Here is a 21657-nt window from a genome sequence, read left to right on the forward strand (position 1 = left end):
TATATTCAACAAAAAAGCCTGCAGACCCTGTTCCTTACGGAACTTTGTCTACAGGCTGAGACGCGCTGAGGCGCGTTTTTTTGTTGATGTTGAGCGGCCCCCTATTTTAGTCCATTCAAGCAAGGCTGAACGGACCTCACTCTGGTATCCGGTGAGTTGGCTTTTCCCTTTCCCTGTTTACAAATCTATTGTGTATCCGGGATAATAGTAAGGGATCTGCTAGAGTTTGTCATAGTACCATAGCAGTAAACAATAGGAGGAGGAATCGGAACATGAAGAAGAAACGCGTCCATGGATGGATGGCGGCTGCATTGCTGGCTTCATCCTTCTGGGTCGCTTCTCCTGCCCATGCGGAGTCGATCGGGCGGGAAGTGGAGATCAAGCCTTCCCTTGCAGTACCTTCCGACAAAGGGATCGATCTGTCGCGTGAATATGCGGTATGGATAAATGAAAACGATGACGATGACGCAATTGTGCTCTATGATGTGGATGAAGAAGAAGTGGCTAAGGAGATTGTTGGAGATGGTACTCGCAAAACATCTCCCAAAGTGAGCGGCGATTACGTGGCGTGGATTGATTTCCGCCACGGCGATGGGGCTGTATACCTGTACGATTTGGATCGCGAGCGGGAAATACGGGTGACGGATAGCAGTGCCAATGTGGTAGAACTTGATTTCGAAGGCGACACGGTTGTATGGGTCAGTGAGCACGGCGATAAGACGGACGTATACGCCTACAGTATCGAAGCGGATGAATCAAAGCAGGTATCCTACAGTGGGGCGGCCAGTCATCCAACTGTTCACGGCTCTTACGTAGCTTGGGAAGATGACCGAAACGGGCATGCTGACATCTATGCCTACGATTTATCGACTGACGAGGAGATCCGGGCGACTACCAATTCCTATGATCAAACCAAGCCTTCTCTTTACAAGGACATAATCATCTATGAGGATGATCGGAACGGCAATACCGAATTATATCAATACGACTTGGACCGCGACGATGAAGATCAGGTAACGGATGGCCGGGACGATAGGGAGAATCCGAAGGTATACGGTGATATTGTCGTTTACGAAAACGACGGCGATCTGGAGTACTACAACATGGACGATGACGATGAAGAACTGATTGAGCGGAAGATAGAGACGAAGATCGGATACGCGATCTATGGCGATTACGTTCTGTATGCAAAAGAAGATTCAGATGTGATGAAACTGTACTTGTACGATATCGATGAGGATGAAGAAGCGTCGATTGGATTGGCTAGCAAACCAGGGCAACCGGATGCAGACGACTGGCATATCGTGTACATAAGTGATAGTGGCACTGATGGTGTTGTCCTATATAATGTGGAGACTGAGAGCTCGATGGTGATTTCTGATGAAGATCAGGATCCGTCGCGTCCGCTTGTCAGTGGAAACTGGGTCATCTATTACGATCAGGAGGAGGACGCCCTGTTTTCCTACTCAATCAAAAGCGGCAAGAGGAAGCAGGTGACGGATGAAGATGTGGCATCGGACGAGCTGTACGAGTTGAACAACAATCAGCTGGTATGGGTCGAGGATGATACCATCTATCTGACCAATCTCTCCACTGGAGATACTCGGAAGATCGACGAACTGTATCGGGAACCGAAAAGGATTGATATCAACGACGAGTACATTTTGTGGCTCACAGACGAAGGCCGCAACACCTCTGATTTGTATCTCTATGATTTGGACGAGCAAAAAGGAGAGCGAATCCGCCGTGGGGAAATTGGACATGCTGCCTTGGGAGAGGAGTTCGTGATCTGGTCGGAAATGGGTGATGACAACTGGGATCTGTTTTATTACCAAACCGATCGGGATCGGATCTATTCCTTGTTCCGCAACAACGATGGTGATCAGATCAGGCCGCAAGCCTCGCGCAACTTCATCATCTACGAAGATAACCGCTACACGAATGATGAGAACGACTACCTCTACCAGTTGTACGATTTGGAGGATTTTGACTACGTAGAGTCACTCTCAGCCGAAGCGGTACCGACAGAACTGCGGATGGGCGGAAATCGGATTGTCTGGATCGACGAGCGTGAAGAAGAGGAAGCCTTGTACATGATGTCATTTGCTCAACCGCGGGACGAGATGCCGGAAGAACCAGAAGAGCCGGGGAATGAAGACGGGGAATACGTATTCTGGGACATTATTCATGACGGCAGCTTTGTCGACATCTTTAATGATCATCCTTGGGACAAGGTATATCTCGTTTTCTACGCGAATACGGACGATGAGTTTGAGGTGCAATTCTTTACATTCGTGGAGAACAGCAAGGCGTTCCTCGACCATATCAATGCAACACCGAGAGACAAGTTTCTTGTCCGGGTATACGACTAAGGATAAAAAAGCAGGTGGAAGCATCCATTCTCCACCTGCTTTTTTTATGCCGTCTCAAAGGAAAAAGACCACACCCCGTTCCCAACGATACGGGATCGAATCGACGGCAATGGTCAGTTCATGGAGATGAGTAGAGTCCGTCAGCCTGTCCAGATAGCTCCAGCTCGCACTTACCTGGGTCAGCGGTCGTTCGTGCCAACGACGTTCGTCCCGCGTAACTTTCACCACGTTCACCGTATTGCTGCGTGGATCGTAGGCCATCCCGTATGGTTCGTACCGAAGCACTTCCATCGCCTCCGCAACTGAGGCAAAACAAGAGTGTTCGCTCAACTGAGCCGGCGTCGCGGGATCCAGTCTGGCTGAGGCGTCCGCGATACCCTGCTGCGTACGGGAAATGCTTAGGCAGATGCTGTTAGCTGACTCCTGCCAGTTCACATGGGCGAGGTGAAAGCGAAACGTTGACAGTACGTTGCCCGCGAGTGTCATCAGTCTGCTATCGGCATCGCTTCGCAAAAAATAGAGGCCCTCGATCGAGCTGCCTTGTGGCGTTGTAAAACGGACATAGACACGGTAGGCGATATGGCAGTACGAGACACCGAGCCAATCAGGAGTCATCCGCGGCCGCATCTCAGTTAGCTCGGAGACAACCACGCCGATGATCGCCTGCCCATCCACCGTAACCAGTTGAAAACAGTTCGGCACATGAGGACGGATCTTGGCAGCTGGACAGCGGTACATAAACAGCAGGCAGCGTTTAAGCGTGCCTACCATCGTGACGAGATTTTTCCGCACCAACAGCACCTCCCCCGCGATCGTTAGTCAGTGTGGAGCCAATCGGTTTGGTTCGGCACCGACTCGCTGTCGGTACCTCCTGACTTACAAACAGCACAATCAGAGAACAGACGAGTAAGCCGAGGTTTTTGCTAAGCGCGCCATATGGATGGTAGAGCAGTTCTGGTGCAAACCAAGGCAGGACGGCGGTAAAAAAAAGCAACAGCAGAAGCGACGCTGTCGCGCATAAGCGAGGCAGCCAACCGATCAACAGGATCAATCCCAACAAGATTTCGCACACTCCGAGAAACGGGACAAAATGCGTTGCGTCCCACCACGCAAGTCCCGTATTCGCCACCAGTGCCAATTCCTCTGCTGAAGGGAACAGCAGCTTGGGCACCAGTCCTTCCCACAGCCAGACAAACCCCAGAGCAATCTTGGCGAAGGAGTAGATCAGCCAGAGTCGCAGAGAATGTTCTGGTGTCATCCCCCTCTCCAGCCAGAGGCGGAGGCGGTCAAAACTCCACGCTGTCGCCCAGCGCATCAAGGGCCGGAACAGCAGGCGATCGACGATGCGCCCGGGAGCTCCATAACGCGGTTGATAATCGTAGACCGTCCGAAACAGGATCCCATTCTGCTGGGGCAGGTATACCCAGGAACCGCTTCCCTCGACGATTAATGATTTCCAGTCATCAGTAAAAAATTGCAGAGCGGAGGTTCGGCCGTCTTTCTGTCCGACCGTGACACCCGTACCGACAATTTTGATTCCAAAACCCAATCTGGTCTCATAGTGGAAGTGAACAGGATCTGCCGGATTCTGCTGCGGCAGATAGGAAATGTTGGTAAAGCGGAGATCCCAACGCACATGCTCTGCCGGATCCTGAGTCCGCTGCCATACCAGTTCCAGTGGGGCACGGATTGGAATCTCCACGAAGATGGGCTTTCTGTTCATTTCACTCGCCTCCTAACCGTAAAACGGCCACTGTACCCAAAGAAGTCGCCGATCCATGGATGATGCAGCCGGACATCCACTTTGATTTCGTCTGGCTGCATGCCATCTTCGGTCCATTCCCGAATCAAGGCGCGAGGGCTAAGCAAGCCTGGCACTCTCATCAAAAATCTCCCTAACCGCAAGCGGTAGCCGGAGGAGGAGATTTCGAGCCCCCCTGCGTCCCGCCCACCGAACGATTTCACCAGTAGGTCGGCTTCCAACCAGCCGCCTTTGCCGAAGTAGTCGACGATGATCTGACGGTCCGGATTGTATCTCATCAGGGCGTTGAAACGGCGTATCTTCCCGGGAAACGTAAAGGTGCGCCGCCATTCCATGCAGATGACGCCCTCTCGATCACAGTACGAGCTGTTTTCCAGAAGGAGCGGAACCTCTTTCCCCGTCTCCGGAAAAAAGGTATCCATTTTACTGAGCAGCCAGAGCAAAGGCTTGATCCAGCGGGGGCGGTGCCAGATCTGCTCCATGTTGCCGTCCATGACGATCTGATACGGAGCGTCGGGCGGCAGCAAAACATGTAATTTGACGCCTTCCGGCAAATGTTCAGTTTGGTGCTGCAATGCCAACTCAAATAATGATGGCTTCATTTCCAACCCTCCAAGCGTCCCAGCAGACCAGCGGATCGGGAGTTGATTCCTTTGCTCGCCTTCACTATACCATTGATGGAAACAGGGACAACAGTCTTCTTTTCGGAAAATAGCAGAAAAAGAGTGCCTCCCCGGGGCGGGTCGGCACTCTCTGTTAATCGGATATGGCTGCTTGTCTTTTGACGACCTTGATCGTCTGAATCGTTTCATCTTCCGGCCCTTGTACAGGCAGACCGACGCGCAAGTTTTCTTCGATATAGCTGATGTTTTCGTCGGTAATCACTTCACCAGGCAGAAAGATGGGAATGCCGGGTGGGTATACCATGATAAACTCCGTAATGATCCGCCCGGAGGCTTCACGCAGAGGGACTACCTCCGTTTCGGCGTAAAAGGCATCGCGCGGCGAGAGAGAGATGACCGGGATTTTTGGCAGCTTCACTTTTACCAGTTCTGCCACCGGCATGTGGGAGAATTCTACGGCCAAGTCCTGCAAGGCTTCGACGAGAATGTTCACTGTCTCTTCTGTGTCGCCGGAGGTGATAAAGCAGAGCACATTGTACAAGTCGCTTAACTCCACCTCGATATTGTACTTCTCGCGCAGCCAGTTTTCTACTTCCCAGCCGGTGATGCCCAGTTCACGCACATGAATCAGGAGCTTCGTCGGGTCCATCGCGTACGTGGCTGGTTTGCCGAGAATCTCTCTGCCCAGACAGTGCAGACGCGGGATCTCATTAATCCGTTTCCGTGCCGACTCGGCCAACTGGATCGATCGCTCGGCCATTTCCCGTCCGTGCAGGGCCAACTGCTGCCGTGCCATGTCGAGAGAGGAGAGCAGAATGTAGGAAGTAGAAGTCGTCGTCATCATGCTCAGCACCGTCTTCACCCGGTTCACGTCGACCAGTCCTTCGCGCACGTTAAGGATGGAGCTTTGTGTGAGTGATCCTCCCAATTTGTGCATGCTGGTCGCGGCCATATCAGCCCCTGCCTGCATCGCGGACAGCGGAAGATCGTCATGAAAGTGAATGTGCACACCATGTGCTTCGTCAACCAGTACAGGCACTCCATAGCGGTGGGCGGTATGTACAATCTGCTTCAAGTCGCCGGCTATCCCAAAGTAGGTCGGGTTGATCACCAGCAGGGCGGCTGCGTCGGGATGGGCGGTCAAAGCACGCTCCGCTGCTTTCACCGTAATGCCGTGAGAGATCCCGTACTGCTCATCCATGACCGGATGGATGAAGACCGGGATCGCTCCGGCGAAGATGATCGCCGACATGACCGACTTATGCACGTTGCGAGGGACGATAATCTTGTCCCCTGGGGAACAGGTAGCCATGATCATGGCCATAATCGCACCGCTTGTCCCCTGTACGGAAAAAAAGGTATGGTCAGCCCCGAACGCGTCGGCGGCGAGTTCTTGAGCTTCTTTTATCATCCCCTTGGGATGGTGCAAGTCATCAAGCGGAGATATGTTGATCAGATCGATGGAAAGCGCATTCTCCCCGATAAACTGACGAAAAGCAGGGTTCATGCCAGTCCCTTTTTTATGTCCTGGGATGTGAAACTGGATCGGATTGCGCTTCACGTGGTCAAGGAGACCGCTGAACAGTGGGGTTTTCATTTGGTTCATCGCGCTTCGCCTCGCTTTGCCTGTGAGTAAATCAAAAACAAACAAATTGAGTATAGCAAAAAAAGGGGGGAAAGCAAGCGTTTTTTATGTCAGGCCAGCCATCTGTCGGACGGGTTTCTCCTAGTATGTGCGAGAACGGGGGGATGTTTTGCCGACAGCCGCTGGAGGGTTTGGTATAATTTACTGTAAAAGAACCTAGCAGGAGAAAGGGGAGAGCGAACCGATGAAGACGAGAGTGACGGAATTACTGCAGATCCGCTATCCGATTGTGCAAGGGGGACTGGCCTATCTGGCCTATGCGGAATTGGCTGCGGCCGTCTCCAATGCAGGTGGTCTGGGTCAAATTACCGCGATGTCCCTCCCGTCGCCAGAAGCGCTGCGCGAGGAGATTCATCGTGTCCGGAGTCTCACTGACAAACCGTTTGGCGTCAACTTTGCGATCGGCCAGCATAACCGTCCTTATGAGCATATGTTGGATGTGGCGATTGAGGAGCGGGTAGAGGTAGTCAGCATTACCGGCGGCAATCCGGAGCCGTTGATTCGTCGATTGGAGCCCCATAACATCAAGAAGCTGGTGCTGGTGGCTGCCGTGCGTCAGGCACAAAAGGCGGAAGCGGTTGGGGCTGATGCGGTGATGGCGGTGGGGCAGGAAGGAGGAGGCCACCTTGGGCGCGATGACGTCGGCACAATGGTATTGATTCCTCGAGTGGTCGATTCCGTCAAGATTCCCGTACTGGCCAGCGGTGGTATCGGTGACGGACGGGGGTTGATGGCGGCACTATCGCTGGGAGCGGATGGCATAGAGATGGGAACCCGTTTTATTGCCACACAAGAGTGCATTCATGCCCATCAAGCGTATAAAGATTCACTGCTGAAAGGGACGGAGAGCGACACGTCCGTTATAAAGCAGTCATTGGGAACACCTGCACGAGTGGTACGAACCCCCGGTTCGGAGCAGATCTTGGCCATGGAGCGGGAAGGAGCCGATTACGAACGGCTGAAGCCATACATAAGTGGAGAACGCAACCGTCGTTTTATTTACGAGGGAGACGCGCAGGAAGGGTTCGGATGGGCAGGCCAGGTGATCGGGTTGATCGACGACGTGCCAACTGTACATCAGCTGTTCGAGAGGATGATGGGGGAAGCAGAAAGCGTTTATCGCCGCCTGCAGACGACGCTGATCAGCCCATAACCTGTGAATTGCAAAAAAAGAACAGGTTCCGCTGATTTCAGATGAAAGCGGACCTGTTCTTTCGCATATATTTAGGATTACCTGGCGTATCAGGAAGTGGGTGACGAAACAGCCGGTTTGCTCAGATTATACAGTTTCGTCAAGACAGAAAAGGTGTGCTGCAAGCGTTCGAGCAGCTGCTTGCCATCGGCGAGTACCGGATCATGCCGATCAATCGTGATGCCGCACAATAGTTCTGCTTTCTTTACATTTTGCAGCCGTTCGATCAACCGGAGCACCCCTTCTGGCCCCAACTCCGCCTGCGGGGTACTTTCCGGCTGAGTGTGATCGGGGGACCAGCGGTAGTCGTCGGGTACAATGGTCAGGAGCTGATCAAGCTGCCCTTTCAGTACCTGTCCGATTTCCTTTTTGTACGGTGATTCGTATATCAAAGCGAACCAGACGAATAAATGGGTGTTCCATATCCCGACTTGGAAATGGGGGTGTTTTTTGTAACCGCGTCTGTCACCCGCCCAGGCTACCCAGGTGTCATCTGGAGGATTTACCGTGCGACGGGCGTGCTTCGCAACATGATAAAACATCTCGTCTCCTGTCGCTGCTGACAATGATGGAGCGAAATGCTGTCCCAACCATTCAAGTTTGGGGCGGACAATGGTCTTGATGGCCTCCATCCGCTCATCCAGTCCATCGATTGTGAACACATTGAAATCTTCCTGCTGAAATCCGCTGAAGTTGTTCAATGAAGCCGCTCCTTTCCTATCTCTTGGCGGGCCGTGCACATACCGTCAGCAAAAAATGGGCAAGCAGTATGAGGCACTGTCGCCGTAACTTTCCATATGATAACATAACCGCTGGCAAAATGATAAGTGCAACTTGGGCAACAAACCCACTGGAAAAAACGCAAGAAAAGTTAGATAATAAGGATAAGGCAGACTTGTCTAAAAGCAGACTGGATCCGCTGCTTTGTCATCGGAAGAGCGTGGGGAGCTGAGATGCTTCCTGTAGAACGGAGGAGCGCAGTTCCAACTGGGCCCTGGATCTGTCTGAGTATTCTGTGAATCAGTTGGCAAGTCGCCGAAAAGACGTTCCTGCACAGCAAAACGTCACACAAACAAGTGTAATGGGAGGCCGTGAGAATTGTTTTTAAGAAAAAGGAGTTGAGAAAAGTGATATACGAAAAAGCGTGTAATGTAACCATTGATCAGGTGATGGCAGCGTTGAAGCGAAGGGACGCAGAAGAACGAATCCCTGTTCTCCGGCTGGAGTTGGATTATGAGTTGGCTACGTTGTACGATGCGATGCAAGAGTGTGACACGGAGCAGATCAAACGCTCCAAACAGCGCCTCAAAAAACTGCGGCGCGAAATGCTTCTCCTCGAGGTGTAAAGTGAGGATATTACGAAAAGATTGGCAGGGTGAAGATGGAACAGATTGAATGGCATACGGGTTAGAAAAGCGGCGTACCCCAAAGTGGAGAGTACAGCCGCTTTTTTCGTTGTTTCTGTTATGATGATGGCAGGAGTCTGGATGCGAACGGGAGGTTTTAAGCGTGTGGAAGTGGATCTTGAAACGGCTGGACGAGCAGTTCCCTGATTTTACTGTAGATCGCTGGTGGGGGATAACCAACCGATACGAGAGAATGATCGGTTCGGTGCTGGTGCAGAACACCACCTGGACCAACGCTGCTAAGGCACTGGCCTCGTTGCGAGAGCAGGGCTTGCTTGATCCGGATGTCTTGGGGAAGCTCACGTTTGATCAAGTGGTGCCAGTCATCCATTCAGCCGGTTTCCAGCAGGCGAAAAGTCGTACCATCCTCTCCCTCACCCACTGGTTGCAGCGGCATGACGGTTTTGAAGGCAATCTCCGGCAGACGGCTACAGAACAGCTGCGTAATCAACTGCTCTCCATCAAAGGCGTGGGAGAAGAGACGGCTGACACGATCCTCGCTTACTGCTTCGAGCGACCGACGATCTCCGGTGATGCCTATACCAGGCGGTTGTATGAGCGGATCAGCGGTCAGTCGCTTCGTTACGGCGATATTCGGCGTTTGATCATGGATCAGTTGACAGAACGGGACCAACTAGCGCGACTGCACGGATTGATTGTGGAGCATGGGAAAACCATCTGCCGCAAAAGGGAACCGATGTGCAGCCAATGTCCGTTGAAGCAGCGCTGTCTGTATGCCAGTACAAAAGAGCCATGATTTGCTTGGGTTAATCACTTGCGATTTGCGACATGGTTAGTTACGACAGAGAAGTAATGACGAGTCGCTGAAATCTTTGTACAATAGGAAAGGGTACCCACTAAACGCCGAATCATGTTATCTCTGAGTCGAATCATGTTACCTGAAAGGAAGACAAACCCATGGAACAACTATTGGCTGCACTGGATGCTCCCATCATTTCACTGATTTTGCTGCTGCTCTTTACGTTATTATTTCTTTTGTTCATTATGGTTACCATACAAGTGGGACGTCTTCGCAAGCAATTGCGCAGATTTATGAGCGGGGGCAGTGGAGAGAGCTTGGAATCGAGCCTGCACCGATTGCTGGATGAAAATGATCAGTTGAAACAGGTGCAAAGTGACCAACAGTTCCAGTTGCACCGTCTCACAAAAAAGCTGGCTAGTCAAAGCGGCAATCTGGCCTTGATCCGTTACAATGCGTTTGGTGACCTCGGAAACGACTTGAGTTTTTCACTCGCATTGCTTGATGAACAGCAAAATGGGATTGTGATCACCAGCATCTACGGCCGTGAAGAATCGCGTGTCTATGCCAAACCGATCGCAGCGGGAACGTCATCTTATAACTTGTCCGAAGAAGAGAAAGCGGCAATCAAACAGGCAACGAACCCAAAAGCATGATACAAAGCGACAGCAGACAAAAAGCGGAGATAAAGCAACCATTTAGGATCATAATGTAGTCAAAACGGACGTCAACCGAAATAATCGCGATTTTTCACGAAATCCTCTATCTCGAAAGCATGATTTTTGCTCTTTTTTCGTGTATAATCGTGTATGAGGCAAAATGTCTACAATCTTAAAGTAGGTGATACGCCTTCTATACCCAATATGAGTTTCGACTCACGGGGCAAGGTCAGGCTGTACAGCGATCATTTGCCGATACTTAGCTTCTTTCCATGATTGATTGTCACGTTGGGACATATATCAACGGATCGGATCCAACACCGGACGGGTTGGAAATCATGGAGAATTGAGGAGATAAGTATGGCACAGCGTTTGGCAACCAATTACGCGAGCGCCTATTTCACAATGAACGAACGGGAGCTTGAGCAGTTCGTCAAGCTCTTTGCCAACGAAAAGATTGACGTAAAAGTTAAAATCACTGACAACGGAGATCGGGATGTCATTATAGAAGACCGAAACGGTGACATACAGCTCACCTTTCGTCGCGTAGGCAATCGCTATTCGTGTGAGAGTTCTTATGTCATCAAGGACCTGACTCTTGCAAATGCGATGAGGAAAGCAATGAAGACATTTAGAGGGCACGGCATCGTCCATCGGATTTACGAAAGCTTTACAGTGGTCTATCATTACGATGAGGGTGCTGTTGTTCGGATCCATGAACTGTCTGACAATGGAGAAGCCGCGATTTTCCAAGCGGATACGCAGGTGCAGGAGCAGGCGCAAGAGTTAGATGCGTTGTTTCGCATGAACGGTTCGGAGCAGGAGATCGAGTTGATCCGGGAACAGGCGGATCGTTTGCTCGACCTTCGCAATTGGGCTAAGAAAGCCACGCCGGAGAGAGTTACCTCGATTGACGAAAAATTGACTGTTCTCTCACATCGGTTGTTTGTCTTAGAAGCATAGAATTGGCATAGGTATTTGACGATGGGCGCATGATGCGCCCATTTTCTTCTTTACCAAGATTTATTTTTGGAAAAGGTATTGTCATTTTGCTCGAAGCATGTTACTTTTATTGTCGTTGGATAAACAGGATTAGGAACCAGGATTCACTTTAAAGGGTGGAAAGCGCGAGAAGAAACCGCCCCCGTTAGTGAATGACGCAGGTCCTAGCGATGTTTCAGCACTACACTTGCTAGGAAGGGGGAAACCGAAAGATGGAATACTCGACTTTCGGAAGACATGTTGCCATTGACACTTGGGGAGTACAGTTTGATCTGCTGAACGATGCGGAGTTTCTGAAGCGAGAGATGGTTGAGGCAGCTGAAGCTTGTGGAGCGACAGTGCTGGGTGTACAATCGAAGCAGTTCTCTCCTCAAGGAGCCACTGTTCTGGTTCTTCTCTCAGAAAGCCACTTGTCCATCCACACCTATCCTGAGCGCGGTTTTGCCGCTCTGGACTGCTACACTTGCGGAGACACGGTTGATCCTCAAATCGCGATCGATTACCTGATTTCCGTTCTAAAACCCGAGAAAGTGTACGCGAAAAAACTGATTCGCGGCCTCGGTGAGCTCGAAGTGGTGGAGCCAGAGTGCAAAGTGCTGCAAGAAGTGAAAAAGTAACGGATACAAAAAAGAGGTGCTTTCTACACCTCTTTTTTTAATCGGTCGGCCCGGGTGCAGTCTCACTGCACCCGGGCCACTTTTTTGTGCGGTTCCCCGCTTAGCGGAAGGGGGCGGTTACCGTGCGGCCCAAATCGCGCAGCAAGGCGTTAAAATCTTCGCCTGCATTAGCCAAATTTCCACCTACCGTGGTCGGTCCGGTGGTTACACTGCCGTTGATATTGTTGTTGTTGCGCATGTTTTGATCCATGTTGCGGATGCGTGACAGCATGTTCCTGTCAGATGTTACCCGGACGTTCAACGTCGGATCAACAGATCGGACAGCTGCTTGGACACGCCGCTCAAGTGACTGCCGCTGTCTCGGGTTATTGGCAGTCAAGCGACTGTTTACCCCGATCACGGCGTCGTTGCCGCGAACGATTGCTGTAGCTCCATCCACACCCGCCACGTCGTCGGCAACGCGGGCCAGTTGATCTGCCTTTTGGCGGTTAAAGGCAAAATCGTTTCTGGCTGCCATGCCGTTCGCGCCAAAGTTGTTGCGGTTAAAGGCGGTGCCGCCGCGCAAATTGCGATCGTAGACACCTGGCGTGGCATTCAGACCATCCATTCCGTCATTGAAGGTGTTGTAACCAAAGGTGTTGTTGCCATAGGTGTTATAACCAAAGGTGTTGTTGCCAAATGGTCGTGTTTGGTTAATGGTTGGATTTTGACCGTCGGCATTGGGACCAGCAGCGTTATTCGTTCCACAGGCAGCCAACATGGAGACAAGCGCTAAACAAGACAGCGGATAGAGCCACTTTTTCATTGGAATCGCCACCTCCGTTAGGTATTGTACGACGGAGTGGCCTTAAATACTCAGGAATGATCCCCCATAACATGGACTGGGACCGCAACACCCGCCCCGTCCCAACCTACCCGATGCACAAGCAGTAAATCCCTGCAGGTAAGCAGCTGTGCCAGTGTTAGCTGAAGCGGCATCAGCCCTCTCAATACGGGACGGCCGCAGCGATAACGGATCGCTTGTGGAGCCCAGGCCATCACTGGAGCAAATGGAGAGAACTGTTCTGGCAGTTGAAGCTCGGTGATTAGACAAAGATCATCGGCGCTTTGCATCAGTTGGCGAAAAGACTCACTGCGGTGGTGCAGCCAGTGCAGAGATTGCCGGTTGTAGCTCGCCTTGAGTGCAGTCCCCTCGGCTGCAGGCCCGGTCATCGCGACAGACGCAGCAGGAGTACCGGCAGGTGTAAAACGATAACTCCCTAGCGACCAAGGCTGTAGCGGGTCTAACTGAATTGACAGCACATGAGGAGATTGGCGCCACCTGATCACAGATTGGATCAGCCGATCCGTCTCATCCGGCGCATCGGAGTACAGATGAACACCTAACCCATGATGAATCAGCGTACGGAATGCTTCAGGGGAAAACAACAGTAAGGTATCAAGGGAATCGTCATCATCTAGTTGCAGTTGAAGCAGCGGTGTGTCCATTGGCGGACACGAACGGTACCACTCCGACTCCATCTGCAGGTAAGTCAGTTCCTCCTCTGTCGGATACTTGCGGCTGCGATAAGATAGGGCTGCTCCAAAGCGACTGTGAAGCAACTCCACTTCAGTCAAAACGGCCATCAGTTGCGGGCCGCGAGAATGGACTGTCCACTGCCGTCTGAGAGAGAGGTGCATGCGGAAGTGCTCCGGCAGAGGTGGAAGGTTGTTGTTTTTGACCCAGTATGCCGCCTGTTCATCGAACAGACTGAGATGGGGATAGGTTGTTTCCTGATCTGCCAAGTATACGTGCGGGGGATCTTGTGGAAAGCAGCGGACCGAGCGCCACGCTGCGATCGGCAGCTCTGCCCCGCTGAAGACATGACGGTCGATCTGATGGATCGAGCTGCTTCCATCCCGCCAGGCGATTCTAAGCAAGCCACTACTGCTTTCTTGTCGCCCGCTGTTGCTGGATAACGAATCCGTTTCTTCATAAAACAAATGGAAGTCGCAAATACCATGGGTGTGGGCGATGTTTGTCAAACGTTCGCGCAGTAGGTCGGCCATGTTTTTGAGATCAGGCATGCAAGGTCCTCCTCTTTCGTCAGTCGATTTGCAGCAGCGTATACTGCTGCGCGGAGACTGTCCAGTGCAAGCGATAATCCGGCCATTCCAGCATGACCGGCCCGACTCCCCCCAGGCAGCCGGACAACCAGCCGGAAAACGAACAGTATAGCCAAGACGGAGGTCGCGGGATCAACCGTCCTTGCTGCCAACGATAGGAGGATGCAGGAAGCAGCACAAACAGATCAGAGTCCGGATCCCAGTGGAAACGAGCAACGCCGCGCAGTACCTGCAGTTCATTGATAAGACCGCGGGCGCTGAGTTGTGCACAAATCTCGGCAGGATCATGTTCATTTTCGTCACTCCCCAAGGAAGGTAGACGAAAGGTTAAGTGAGAAGCGAACAATTGGATATTTTGGTGCAGTGCCTGGACATAGGGGCGGTCGTGTTTTTTTGGCGAACAGATGACCTCAGGTGTTAGCAGATATCCGTACGGATGCAGCGGATAGTACCCTGGAATCCCCTCGTTTGGTTCTATCGTTACGGATGCAGCAGTTGGCGGCGGATCATTCAATGTCCCTGTCAGAAACGCTGCAAACAAGATTGCGGTCGTTGCTTCTGCATCGAGAATCATTGTGCTTGGCTCTGTTGTGACGCGAACCGGATCGGCTTCGGGGATAGCCGCACGCGAAACCAGACGGCGCAACTTGCTGACGGAGGGTGCAGCCAGTTGTTCGGCGTTAAGCAGCCGTGCTGACGGAGCAGATGTACTGGAACGCAGCTTTTGGAGCGTTTGGCTCTTCTGGTCCTGCCACTCGTTGAGGAAATCAGCCCGCCAGACCGATACCTGGTGATAAGTGCCGTCGCTGCGACCTGCCGCAAACTGATCGCAGTTAACCGTACAGATCGTGGTGACAGGTTGGGGAGCGAGCAAGTTCTGACATTGTCGATGGTGCTGTTCCACTTCTCGGAAAAAGTTGGGCGGCAGCTTGTCCTGCTTCTCTTCATCCGCAAGTAGGGGGAGAGAACGCTCTTCCAGCTTGCCCAGCCGCTCCAACTGCTCCAACAGAGCGGGATTCTGTACGGCTGTATCTTTAGCCAGGTGAAAGGCACGTTCAACCGCGGTCAGCGACCAATCATCGGTGCACATTCGTCCTACTTCGCCGGATGGAGTCAATACGATTACTGAGATATACCGCTCTAATGCCGACTTTCGATAGTCAAATCCGCTTTTCTTCCAACAAACAATCCGGGAATCACGGACTGTTGTGTACACAGATGCGAAAACACCAAATGTGTCAGCCAACTGCAGGACAGCATCAATCAGTTGTTTTGCGGTTGGGTCCACTATCAGGCTCATGATTCCACCTCTCAAATCCGATCAGGCCCTCCTCACCGCCCTTTTTATGGTGGCGGAAGGAAGTAGCAGCGAGATTTTACATGTATGACGTTGTCGTGCGGGGAACTACCTGTTATCATGGAAGGTATGCACAAACAGAGGAGGACAAAATGAAACGTCAAGATATACGCAATATTGCCATTATTGCTCACGTCGATCATGGAAAAACAACCCTGGTCGACAAGTTGCTGATTCAATCGGGCACATTTCGCAGCAACCAGCATGTGGAAGAACGGATGATGGACTCGAACGATCTGGAGCGGGAACGCGGCATTACGATCCTGGCCAAGACTACTTCCGTCAAGTACGAAGAGTACACGATCAACATTCTTGATACGCCCGGCCACGCCGATTTTGGTGGAGAAGTAGAGCGGATCATGCGGATGGTCGATGGCGTGCTGTTGATCGTTGATGCCTTTGAAGGTTGTATGCCGCAAACCCGTTTTGTTCTGAAAAAGGCGCTGGAAGCTGATGTGACTCCCATTGTCGTGGTCAATAAAATCGACCGGGACAATGCTCGTCCACAAGAAGTGATTAATGAAGTATATGATTTGTTCATCGACCTTGATGCCTCTGAAGAGCAACTTGAGTTTCCGATCGTCTACGCATCGGGCCTCCAGGGGATTGCAGGGATGGAGCCGGATCAACTGCAGAGCGACCTTCGTCCGCTGTTCGAGACGATTATCTCGACCATTCCGGCACCGGACGCGGACGAGGATGCTCCGCTTCAGATGCAGGTGACGATGCTTGATTACAATGATTTCCTTGGCCGCATCGGGATCGGCCGCATTTATCGCGGTACGATGCAGGTGAACGATCAGGTGGCTGTGGTGAAGCGAGATGGTTCTGTCAAACGGATGCGCATACAGAAGCTATTCGGATTCTCCGGCTTACAGCGCGTAGAGTGGAAGGCGGCACGTGCAGGGGACATTGTAGCGGTTGCCGGGCTGGAGGAGATCAATGTCGGAGAAACCGTCTGCGACACTGAACACCCTAATCCTTTGCCGCTGTTAAAAATCGATGAGCCTACGCTGCAAATGACCTTCCTTGTCAACAACAGTCCCTTCGCCGGACGGGAAGGCAAACACGTCACATCCCGCAAACTGCGCGATCGACTGTTAAGCGAGTTGGAGACGGATGTATCCCTCCGGGTAGAGGAGACGGATTCGGCCGATGCGTTTATTGTCTCCGGACGCGGCGAACTCCACCTGTCCATCCTCGTTGAGAACATGCGCCGGGAAGGCTATGAACTGGCTGTCTCCAAGCCGGAAGTAATCATTCGCGAGATAGACGGACAGAAAATGGAGCCGACTGAACGGCTGATTATCGACGTGCCGGAGGAGTACACCGGCTCCGTGATGGAGACCCTCGGGATGCGGAAGGCAGAAATGGTCAACATGATTAACAACGGATACGGACAGGTTCGTCTCGAGTTCCTGATTCCCTCGCGCGGGCTGATCGGCTATCGTACAGAGTTTCTGACGATCACGCGTGGTTACGGAATCATGAACCATTCCTTTGACAGCTACCGGCCGCTGGTGCCAGGAGAAGTCGGCGGACGACATGCGGGCGTACTCATCTCCAGTGAAAGCGGTACAGCTACCACGTATGGTCTGATGTCTGTCGAGGACCGGGGCGTCATGTTTATCAATCCGGGAACAGAAGTGTACGAAGGCATGATTGTGGGCGAACATAACCGTGACAACGATCTGACCGTAAACGTCTGCAAAGAGAAGCATGCTACCAATGTCCGCTCGGCAACCAAGGAAGAGACGGTAAAAATGAAGACGCCGCGCTTGCTCACGCTGGAAGAGGCTCTGGAATACCTGAATGACGACGAGTTGTGCGAGGTTACACCACAGTCAATCCGACTGCGCAAAAAGTATCTGAGCAAGTCAGAGCGGGAGCGCTATGCCAAACAGAAACGGTGGGAGGCGCAGCCTCAATCGTAAATAGTTGGACGGCAAAGAGTGTTGGCAGCCGCTTTTGTCCGTAGGACCAAAAGCGGCTTTTCCTTTTGACAGCCTGTATGGCAATTGGTACAGTATGAGTAACATGTACTGGTTATGCTTGCAACGAATTATCTACATAGAGGTGAAATTGTGAAAATAGGATGTCATATCAGTGTGGGCAAGGGTCTGGAGCACGCTGCCCGACGTGCAGTAGAGCTGGGGGCGGAATCGTTTCAAGTGTTTACCAAAAACCCGCGCGGATTAAAACCGAAAAAACTAGACCGGGAAGATGCTGCAAAAGGCGTAGCAGTGATGCAGGAACACGAGATAACATTAGTATGTCACACCCCTTATATCACCAATCTCTCTACACCAAAGCCGGATCTGCAGGAAGTAACGATACGGTCGATCCTGGAAGATCTGAACATTGCAGAAGCATATGGAGCGGTAGGCGCTGTAGTGCATTGCGGCAAACACGTCGGCGAGGGAGAAGAGTATGGTACCCGGCGGATGGTGGAGACACTGGACTTGATTCTAGAGCAATACGATGGACCGGTGAAGTTGCTATTGGAAAACACGGCTGGTCAAGGATCTGAGCTTGGTCTGACGATCCCTTCGTTAATGGAGATTCGCGGAGCCACTCGCTATCCGGAGAAGATAGGCTTTTGCTTTGACACCTGCCACTCCTTTGCAGCGGGTCAATGGAGTTTGGAGACGTTTGAACAGTTGGTAGAGCAGATGAAATCAAGCGGTTATCTGGAACATCTCGTTGCGATCCACTTCAACGACAGCAAGGCTCCGTTCGCCAGCCAAAAGGATCGTCACGAGAAGATCGGCAAAGGCGAGATCGGCAGTGAAGCATTGGCCAAGTTCCTCACGGCAGATTCTTTCGAGCACCTGCCGGTAGTGTTGGAGACGCCGGTTGACGATGAACAGGAATACGCCGAAGAGATTGTCTACCTGCACCAACTGCGGCAGGCCGGACAGCTCTCCTGATTCAAGGGGGATGCGTCATGGAATGGTTTGAACTGGCCTCCACCTATCAGCCTCCCAACCCTGACCTGCTCTCAGCATATGATCGATTTCGAATGTGGGCAGATGACTATCGTTTCTGGGTTATTTTTGTTTATCTAGTACTGGTGTACTACCTTGGTTTTGCCACCCGCTTTCGCATGCCGATTCTGAAAACGCTGCTGCTTTACGTCCTGTTGGCTGTGGGAGCGATTGTCTTTACCTTCCTCGATACAACCTTGCCGGTAAAAGGTGCGCTGCTTGCAGCGGTGATTATCTTGGTCATCATCCGCCTGCGGATAAAACCGAATGCTCAAAAGTAGTCTGCACCGTACTTCTGTATTAAGAAGGGAAGTGGCGCGATGAAACTGGCTGATGCGTTGTTTAACTGGCTGCAGATCAAAGTGGTTGCTGACGCGCGACCGGATGATCGTTCGGCTGATGAGACCGTTCGCTTCTTCCAGGAGATCCTGACGGAGGATCATCAAGTGGAGCAATTGGACTACAGAAAAGACGATACGATGTATACGATCCGCTACCGTGCAAACGGCAAATCAAACATGCAGATGTTTCCTATTGAGGCAGTCGAACAATTGCTGGAGTCGATTCAAAACGAGCCAAAGTACAACCTATAGGCGTTCGGGTTGTATCAGCCATCGGGTCCTGAAATTCTGCCCGGCACCATTTACCTAAATACAGAAAGGATGAGGAGCTTGTCGGATCGCACGTCATACGCCTATTTTGAGGGCAAGATCGTACCGATCGAAGAGGCAAAAGTGAGCATCATGACTCATGCTCTCAACTATGGAACGGGTGTGTTCGAGGGAATTCGCGCGTACTGGAATCAAGAGCACAATCAGCTCTATGTGCTGAAAGGGCCAGAGCACTACGAGCGAATGCTGCAGTCCTGCCGGATTCTCAAGATTCACCTCGATCAGAACATTGATCAGATGATGAACGTTACCCTGCAAATTTTGCGTCAGACAGGCTATCAGGAAGATGTGTACATCAGACCATTGGCTTATAAAGCGGATCCGCTGATTAAGGTGAAGCTGAGCGGAATGCGCGACGAACTGGCCATCTTCACCGTTCCTCTCGGCGAGTATCTTGATGTGAACAAAGGGCTTCATATTGGGGTTTCTCCATGGCGCAGACTAGACGATAATGCGATCCCGACACGAGCCAAGGCGACTGGAAGCTACATCAATACGGCACTCGCTGTCGACGATTTGATGGACAGTGGATTTGACGACGGGGTCATGCTCACCCCTGACGGACATGTGGCCGAGGGCACGGCGGCCAACCTGTTTATGATTCGCGGCGGAAAGCTGATCACTTCCCCTGTGTCTGATGCGATCCTGGAGGGGATCACCCGCGCCTTACTGCTTGATATCGCTCAGGATGCTGGTTTCCAAGTAGAAATTCGTCCGATTGATCGGACGGAGCTCTATGTGGCTGATGAACTGTTTTTGTGTGGAACGGGCGTCCAAGTAGCTCCCGTGACCAAAGTAGATCACCGTCCGGTCGGTGACGGCCGCCCAGGTGACAAGACGCTAACCCTGCAAAAACTATATTTTGATGCGGTACGCGGGTATAATCCAGCTTACCAGCATTGGCTGACTCCGGTATATCCAGAGAATCGCTAAAAACGACAGGTTGCTTTTCCATCTAGGAAAAGTGGCCTATTTTTTTGTTTTTGCAACCTTCCGTCATCAGGTCCCGTCTTGAGGGTTGAACGGCCGTTACAAGCAAGAAGGGAGTGTTCAGGTAATGAAACAGTTAAAGAAGTCATGGAATAAACCGGTTGTGGCCGTCCTGGCAGTTGCGACGATCGCCGGTGGTATCACCCCTGTATGGGCAAATGCGGATAAGGGGAGCAAGGCGAAAGACGCAGCGGATGTGAAAGTGGATCAAGAGCACAAAATCGTACTGGGGGCCGATGGCGACGGTTATACTCGTTACGAGTTAAAGGATCTGCTGGAGAATGAAGCACTGTTCAATTTGCTGCTCAGCACTCATGCAGACGATCTGTATCTGATCATTGATGAGATCAACTTCGAGATGAAGCTGACGACGTTTATGGAGGAGTACGAGGACAACTGGGAAGAACTTCTCGCTGAGTACGACGGAGACATCTATGTGGAAGTTCGATTTGATGAAGAAGAAGGCTTCATCAAACTGGAGCAGGAAATCAAAGATGACAATGTCTACATAAAAGGGAAAGTGGCCGCTGATGTAAACAAAGTTGTAATCACCAAACCGTCCGGTGACAAGATTGAGATCGTAAATTTTGAAGATCAGCAATTTAGCGTAAGCTTCCCAGCTTCGGACAGCGAAGACGATGAGTACGTCACGTTGCAGGCATACGTATATGACCAGCTGGTCGAGACAGAGAAGCTCAAGGTAAACAATGATGACCAGGTTGAAGAAGATACCATCATCTACACCATGGGGCTGTATGACCAGACCAAACAAGAAGTAAAAGTAAAGGGTATCGTCTCAGCTGAGGCCGATCAGGTATACGTGCGTTACGGGGATAAGGAAAAAGAGGCGACGCTGAACAGCGTCTGGGAAGGCGTGGCATCTTTCTCTGCCGCTTTTGAAGCCGATGAGGATGGAGACATCGATGAGGCTACTGTCGAAGCATATAAAGACGGCGATAAAATCGATGCGCAGACAGTTGCCTTGCTCACAGTCAACCAGCCGGATGGCGACGACGATGATCAACTGGAAGGCCAGTTTGAGATTGAGGCTAGCGCTTCGATTACCCCCCGCTACAAGCAAGTTCATGTAGAAGGGAGTATCACAGAGTCAGAAGAGGAAGAGCTGGGTGATCTGGAGGGAGAGTTGGAGCTGTATGCGACCGCTCCAGACGGTCAGCGCCATCAGATCACGCTGACCGAAGATGGGACGTTTAAAGCGGATCTTTCCTACCGCAATCGCTCGTTCAGCGCAAAAGCGGTTCATCTCCAACTCTACAGCGGAACCACACTCGTCGCCGAGAAATACGTCCCTCATGGTGAACCGCTCAACCCGCCTGGGCCGGGCAAGCTGATTCCCGGTAAAGGGAAAGGCAAGGTTGAAGGAAAAAGCGAAGTGAAAGTGGAGGTAAATGGAAAATCGAAAAAGAAAGCCGAGAAAAAGAATGGGAAATGGCAAGTGAAGTCAGAAGGCGGCCTTGCCATTGAACTGAAGTAGGAAGATAAGAGCG

20 protein-coding genes and 1 pseudogene are annotated in these 21657 nt (G+C 51.7%); 13 read left to right on the top strand and 8 right to left on the bottom strand.

The annotated features are described in order from the left end of the window. The first annotated feature begins 272 nt into the window (after nt 1-272). Nucleotides 273-2372 (top strand): TolB family protein, encoded by a 2100-nt coding sequence (locus tag LOK74_RS05000; protein WP_230045487.1) that lies wholly within the window; start codon nt 273-275, stop codon nt 2370-2372. A 54-nt stretch (nt 2373-2426) separates the two neighbouring features. On the opposite strand, the gene LOK74_RS05005 is transcribed toward LOK74_RS05000, so the two are convergent. The 4 genes from LOK74_RS05005 to LOK74_RS05020 all read right to left on the bottom strand — a co-directional run bounded on the left by LOK74_RS05005 (nt 2427) and on the right by LOK74_RS05020 (nt 6363). Continuing rightward, on the bottom strand, nt 2427-3164 hold the full coding sequence (locus tag LOK74_RS05005; RefSeq protein ID WP_230045488.1) for a DUF2071 domain-containing protein: 738 nt from the start codon (nt 3162-3164) through the stop codon (nt 2427-2429). Beyond that, complete coding sequence (locus tag LOK74_RS05010) at nt 3127-4095, bottom strand: DoxX-like family protein (RefSeq protein ID WP_230045489.1); 969 nt, start codon at nt 4093-4095, stop codon at nt 3127-3129. Before LOK74_RS05010 ends, LOK74_RS05005 begins: the two co-directional genes overlap by 38 nt. Next, a complete protein-coding gene (locus tag LOK74_RS05015) occupies nt 4092-4736 on the bottom strand; it encodes a DUF4166 domain-containing protein (RefSeq protein ID WP_230045490.1) in 645 nt (214 codons plus the stop codon). Before LOK74_RS05015 ends, LOK74_RS05010 begins: the two co-directional genes overlap by 4 nt. Before the next feature lie 154 nt (nt 4737-4890). Next, nucleotides 4891-6363, bottom strand: coding sequence for an aminotransferase class I/II-fold pyridoxal phosphate-dependent enzyme (locus LOK74_RS05020; RefSeq protein ID WP_230045491.1), 1473 nt, complete (start codon nt 6361-6363; stop codon nt 4891-4893). 223 nt (nt 6364-6586) lie between these two features. On the opposite strand from LOK74_RS05020, the gene LOK74_RS05025 reads away from it, so the two are divergent. Continuing rightward, complete coding sequence (locus LOK74_RS05025; RefSeq protein WP_230045492.1) at nt 6587-7555, top strand: NAD(P)H-dependent flavin oxidoreductase; 969 nt, start codon at nt 6587-6589, stop codon at nt 7553-7555. Nucleotides 7556-7644: 89 nt separating this feature from the next. On the opposite strand, the gene LOK74_RS05030 is transcribed toward LOK74_RS05025, so the two are convergent. Then, the gene (locus tag LOK74_RS05030; protein ID WP_230045493.1) at nt 7645-8295 is read right to left on the bottom strand and encodes a YktB family protein; all 651 of its coding nucleotides are present in this window, start codon (nt 8293-8295) and stop codon (nt 7645-7647) included. Nucleotides 8296-8679: 384 nt separating this feature from the next. On the opposite strand from LOK74_RS05030, the pseudogene LOK74_RS05035 reads away from it, so the two are divergent. From LOK74_RS05035 to speD, 5 genes and pseudogenes are all read left to right on the top strand, one after another. Beyond that, a pseudogene (locus LOK74_RS05035) lies at nt 8680-8940 on the top strand (hypothetical protein); the annotation flags it as partial. A 163-nt stretch (nt 8941-9103) separates the two neighbouring features. Beyond that, entirely contained in the window at nt 9104-9757 is a 654-nt protein-coding gene (locus tag LOK74_RS05040) for an endonuclease III domain-containing protein (protein WP_230045495.1), read from the top strand. 161 nt (nt 9758-9918) lie between these two features. Next, a complete protein-coding gene (locus tag LOK74_RS05045; RefSeq protein ID WP_230045496.1) occupies nt 9919-10416 on the top strand; it encodes a DUF4446 family protein in 498 nt (165 codons plus the stop codon). Between the two features lie 363 nt (nt 10417-10779). Continuing rightward, nucleotides 10780-11382, top strand: coding sequence for a hypothetical protein (locus LOK74_RS05050; RefSeq protein WP_230045497.1), 603 nt, complete (start codon nt 10780-10782; stop codon nt 11380-11382). Between the two features lie 251 nt (nt 11383-11633). After that, nucleotides 11634-12038, top strand: a complete 405-nt coding sequence (gene speD, locus LOK74_RS05055) for an adenosylmethionine decarboxylase (RefSeq protein ID WP_230045498.1) — start codon at nt 11634-11636, stop codon at nt 12036-12038. Between the two features lie 100 nt (nt 12039-12138). Here the strand turns inward: speD and LOK74_RS05060 are convergent, their stop codons facing one another. Genes LOK74_RS05060 through LOK74_RS05070 form a run of 3 tightly spaced genes read right to left on the bottom strand, consistent with a single transcriptional unit; the run spans nt 12139 to nt 15444 of the window. Next, complete coding sequence (locus LOK74_RS05060) at nt 12139-12843, bottom strand: YhcN/YlaJ family sporulation lipoprotein (RefSeq protein WP_230045499.1); 705 nt, start codon at nt 12841-12843, stop codon at nt 12139-12141. Nucleotides 12844-12893: 50 nt separating this feature from the next. Continuing rightward, on the bottom strand, nt 12894-14105 hold the full coding sequence (locus LOK74_RS05065; protein WP_230045500.1) for a hypothetical protein: 1212 nt from the start codon (nt 14103-14105) through the stop codon (nt 12894-12896). Between the two features lie 19 nt (nt 14106-14124). Further along, nucleotides 14125-15444 carry a hypothetical protein gene (locus LOK74_RS05070; protein ID WP_230045501.1) on the bottom strand — a complete coding sequence of 440 codons (1320 nt, stop codon included), beginning with the start codon at nt 15442-15444 and terminating at the stop codon, nt 14125-14127. 149 nt (nt 15445-15593) lie between these two features. Between LOK74_RS05070 and typA the strand changes: the two genes are divergently transcribed. The 6 genes from typA (at nt 15594) to LOK74_RS05100 (ending at nt 21644) form a co-directional block, all read left to right on the top strand. After that, nucleotides 15594-17435, top strand: coding sequence for a translational GTPase TypA (gene typA, locus LOK74_RS05075; RefSeq protein WP_230045502.1), 1842 nt, complete (start codon nt 15594-15596; stop codon nt 17433-17435). Nucleotides 17436-17585: 150 nt separating this feature from the next. Continuing rightward, a complete protein-coding gene (locus LOK74_RS05080) occupies nt 17586-18431 on the top strand; it encodes a deoxyribonuclease IV (RefSeq protein WP_230045503.1) in 846 nt (281 codons plus the stop codon). A 17-nt stretch (nt 18432-18448) separates the two neighbouring features. Continuing rightward, nucleotides 18449-18769 carry a YlaH-like family protein gene (locus LOK74_RS05085; RefSeq protein ID WP_230045504.1) on the top strand — a complete coding sequence of 107 codons (321 nt, stop codon included), beginning with the start codon at nt 18449-18451 and terminating at the stop codon, nt 18767-18769. 39 nt (nt 18770-18808) lie between these two features. Beyond that, on the top strand, nt 18809-19081 hold the full coding sequence (locus LOK74_RS05090; protein WP_230045505.1) for a hypothetical protein: 273 nt from the start codon (nt 18809-18811) through the stop codon (nt 19079-19081). 78 nt (nt 19082-19159) lie between these two features. Beyond that, a complete protein-coding gene (locus tag LOK74_RS05095) occupies nt 19160-20092 on the top strand; it encodes a branched-chain amino acid transaminase (RefSeq protein ID WP_230045506.1) in 933 nt (310 codons plus the stop codon). Nucleotides 20093-20216: 124 nt separating this feature from the next. Further along, nucleotides 20217-21644 carry a hypothetical protein gene (locus LOK74_RS05100; RefSeq protein ID WP_230045507.1) on the top strand — a complete coding sequence of 476 codons (1428 nt, stop codon included), beginning with the start codon at nt 20217-20219 and terminating at the stop codon, nt 21642-21644. Nucleotides 21645-21657: the final 13 nt, after the last annotated feature.

This window comes from Brevibacillus humidisoli, from assembly GCF_020923435.1.
GTDB lineage: Bacteria > Bacillota > Bacilli > Brevibacillales > Brevibacillaceae > Brevibacillus_E > Brevibacillus_E humidisoli.

What these genes read in the sequence shown, in the direction of transcription:
- LOK74_RS05000 (WP_230045487.1), top strand. Translation starts at nt 273, where the DNA reads ATGAAGAAGAAACGCGTCCATGGATGGATGGCGGCTGCATTGCTGGCT.
- LOK74_RS05010 (WP_230045489.1), bottom strand. Translation starts at nt 4,095, where the DNA reads ATGAACAGAAAGCCCATCTTCGTGGAGATTCCAATCCGTGCCCCACTG.
- LOK74_RS05015 (WP_230045490.1), bottom strand. Translation starts at nt 4,736, where the DNA reads ATGAAGCCATCATTATTTGAGTTGGCATTGCAGCACCAAACTGAACAT.
- LOK74_RS05020 (WP_230045491.1), bottom strand. Translation starts at nt 6,363, where the DNA reads ATGAACCAAATGAAAACCCCACTGTTCAGCGGTCTCCTTGACCACGTG.
- LOK74_RS05025 (WP_230045492.1), top strand. Translation starts at nt 6,587, where the DNA reads ATGAAGACGAGAGTGACGGAATTACTGCAGATCCGCTATCCGATTGTG.
- LOK74_RS05045 (WP_230045496.1), top strand. Translation starts at nt 9,919, where the DNA reads ATGGAACAACTATTGGCTGCACTGGATGCTCCCATCATTTCACTGATT.
- LOK74_RS05050 (WP_230045497.1), top strand. Translation starts at nt 10,780, where the DNA reads ATGGCACAGCGTTTGGCAACCAATTACGCGAGCGCCTATTTCACAATG.
- speD (WP_230045498.1), top strand. Translation starts at nt 11,634, where the DNA reads ATGGAATACTCGACTTTCGGAAGACATGTTGCCATTGACACTTGGGGA.
- LOK74_RS05060 (WP_230045499.1), bottom strand. Translation starts at nt 12,843, where the DNA reads ATGAAAAAGTGGCTCTATCCGCTGTCTTGTTTAGCGCTTGTCTCCATG.
- LOK74_RS05065 (WP_230045500.1), bottom strand. Translation starts at nt 14,105, where the DNA reads ATGCCTGATCTCAAAAACATGGCCGACCTACTGCGCGAACGTTTGACA.
- LOK74_RS05070 (WP_230045501.1), bottom strand. Translation starts at nt 15,444, where the DNA reads ATGAGCCTGATAGTGGACCCAACCGCAAAACAACTGATTGATGCTGTC.
- typA (WP_230045502.1), top strand. Translation starts at nt 15,594, where the DNA reads ATGAAACGTCAAGATATACGCAATATTGCCATTATTGCTCACGTCGAT.
- LOK74_RS05085 (WP_230045504.1), top strand. Translation starts at nt 18,449, where the DNA reads ATGGAATGGTTTGAACTGGCCTCCACCTATCAGCCTCCCAACCCTGAC.
- LOK74_RS05090 (WP_230045505.1), top strand. Translation starts at nt 18,809, where the DNA reads ATGAAACTGGCTGATGCGTTGTTTAACTGGCTGCAGATCAAAGTGGTT.
- LOK74_RS05100 (WP_230045507.1), top strand. Translation starts at nt 20,217, where the DNA reads ATGAAACAGTTAAAGAAGTCATGGAATAAACCGGTTGTGGCCGTCCTG.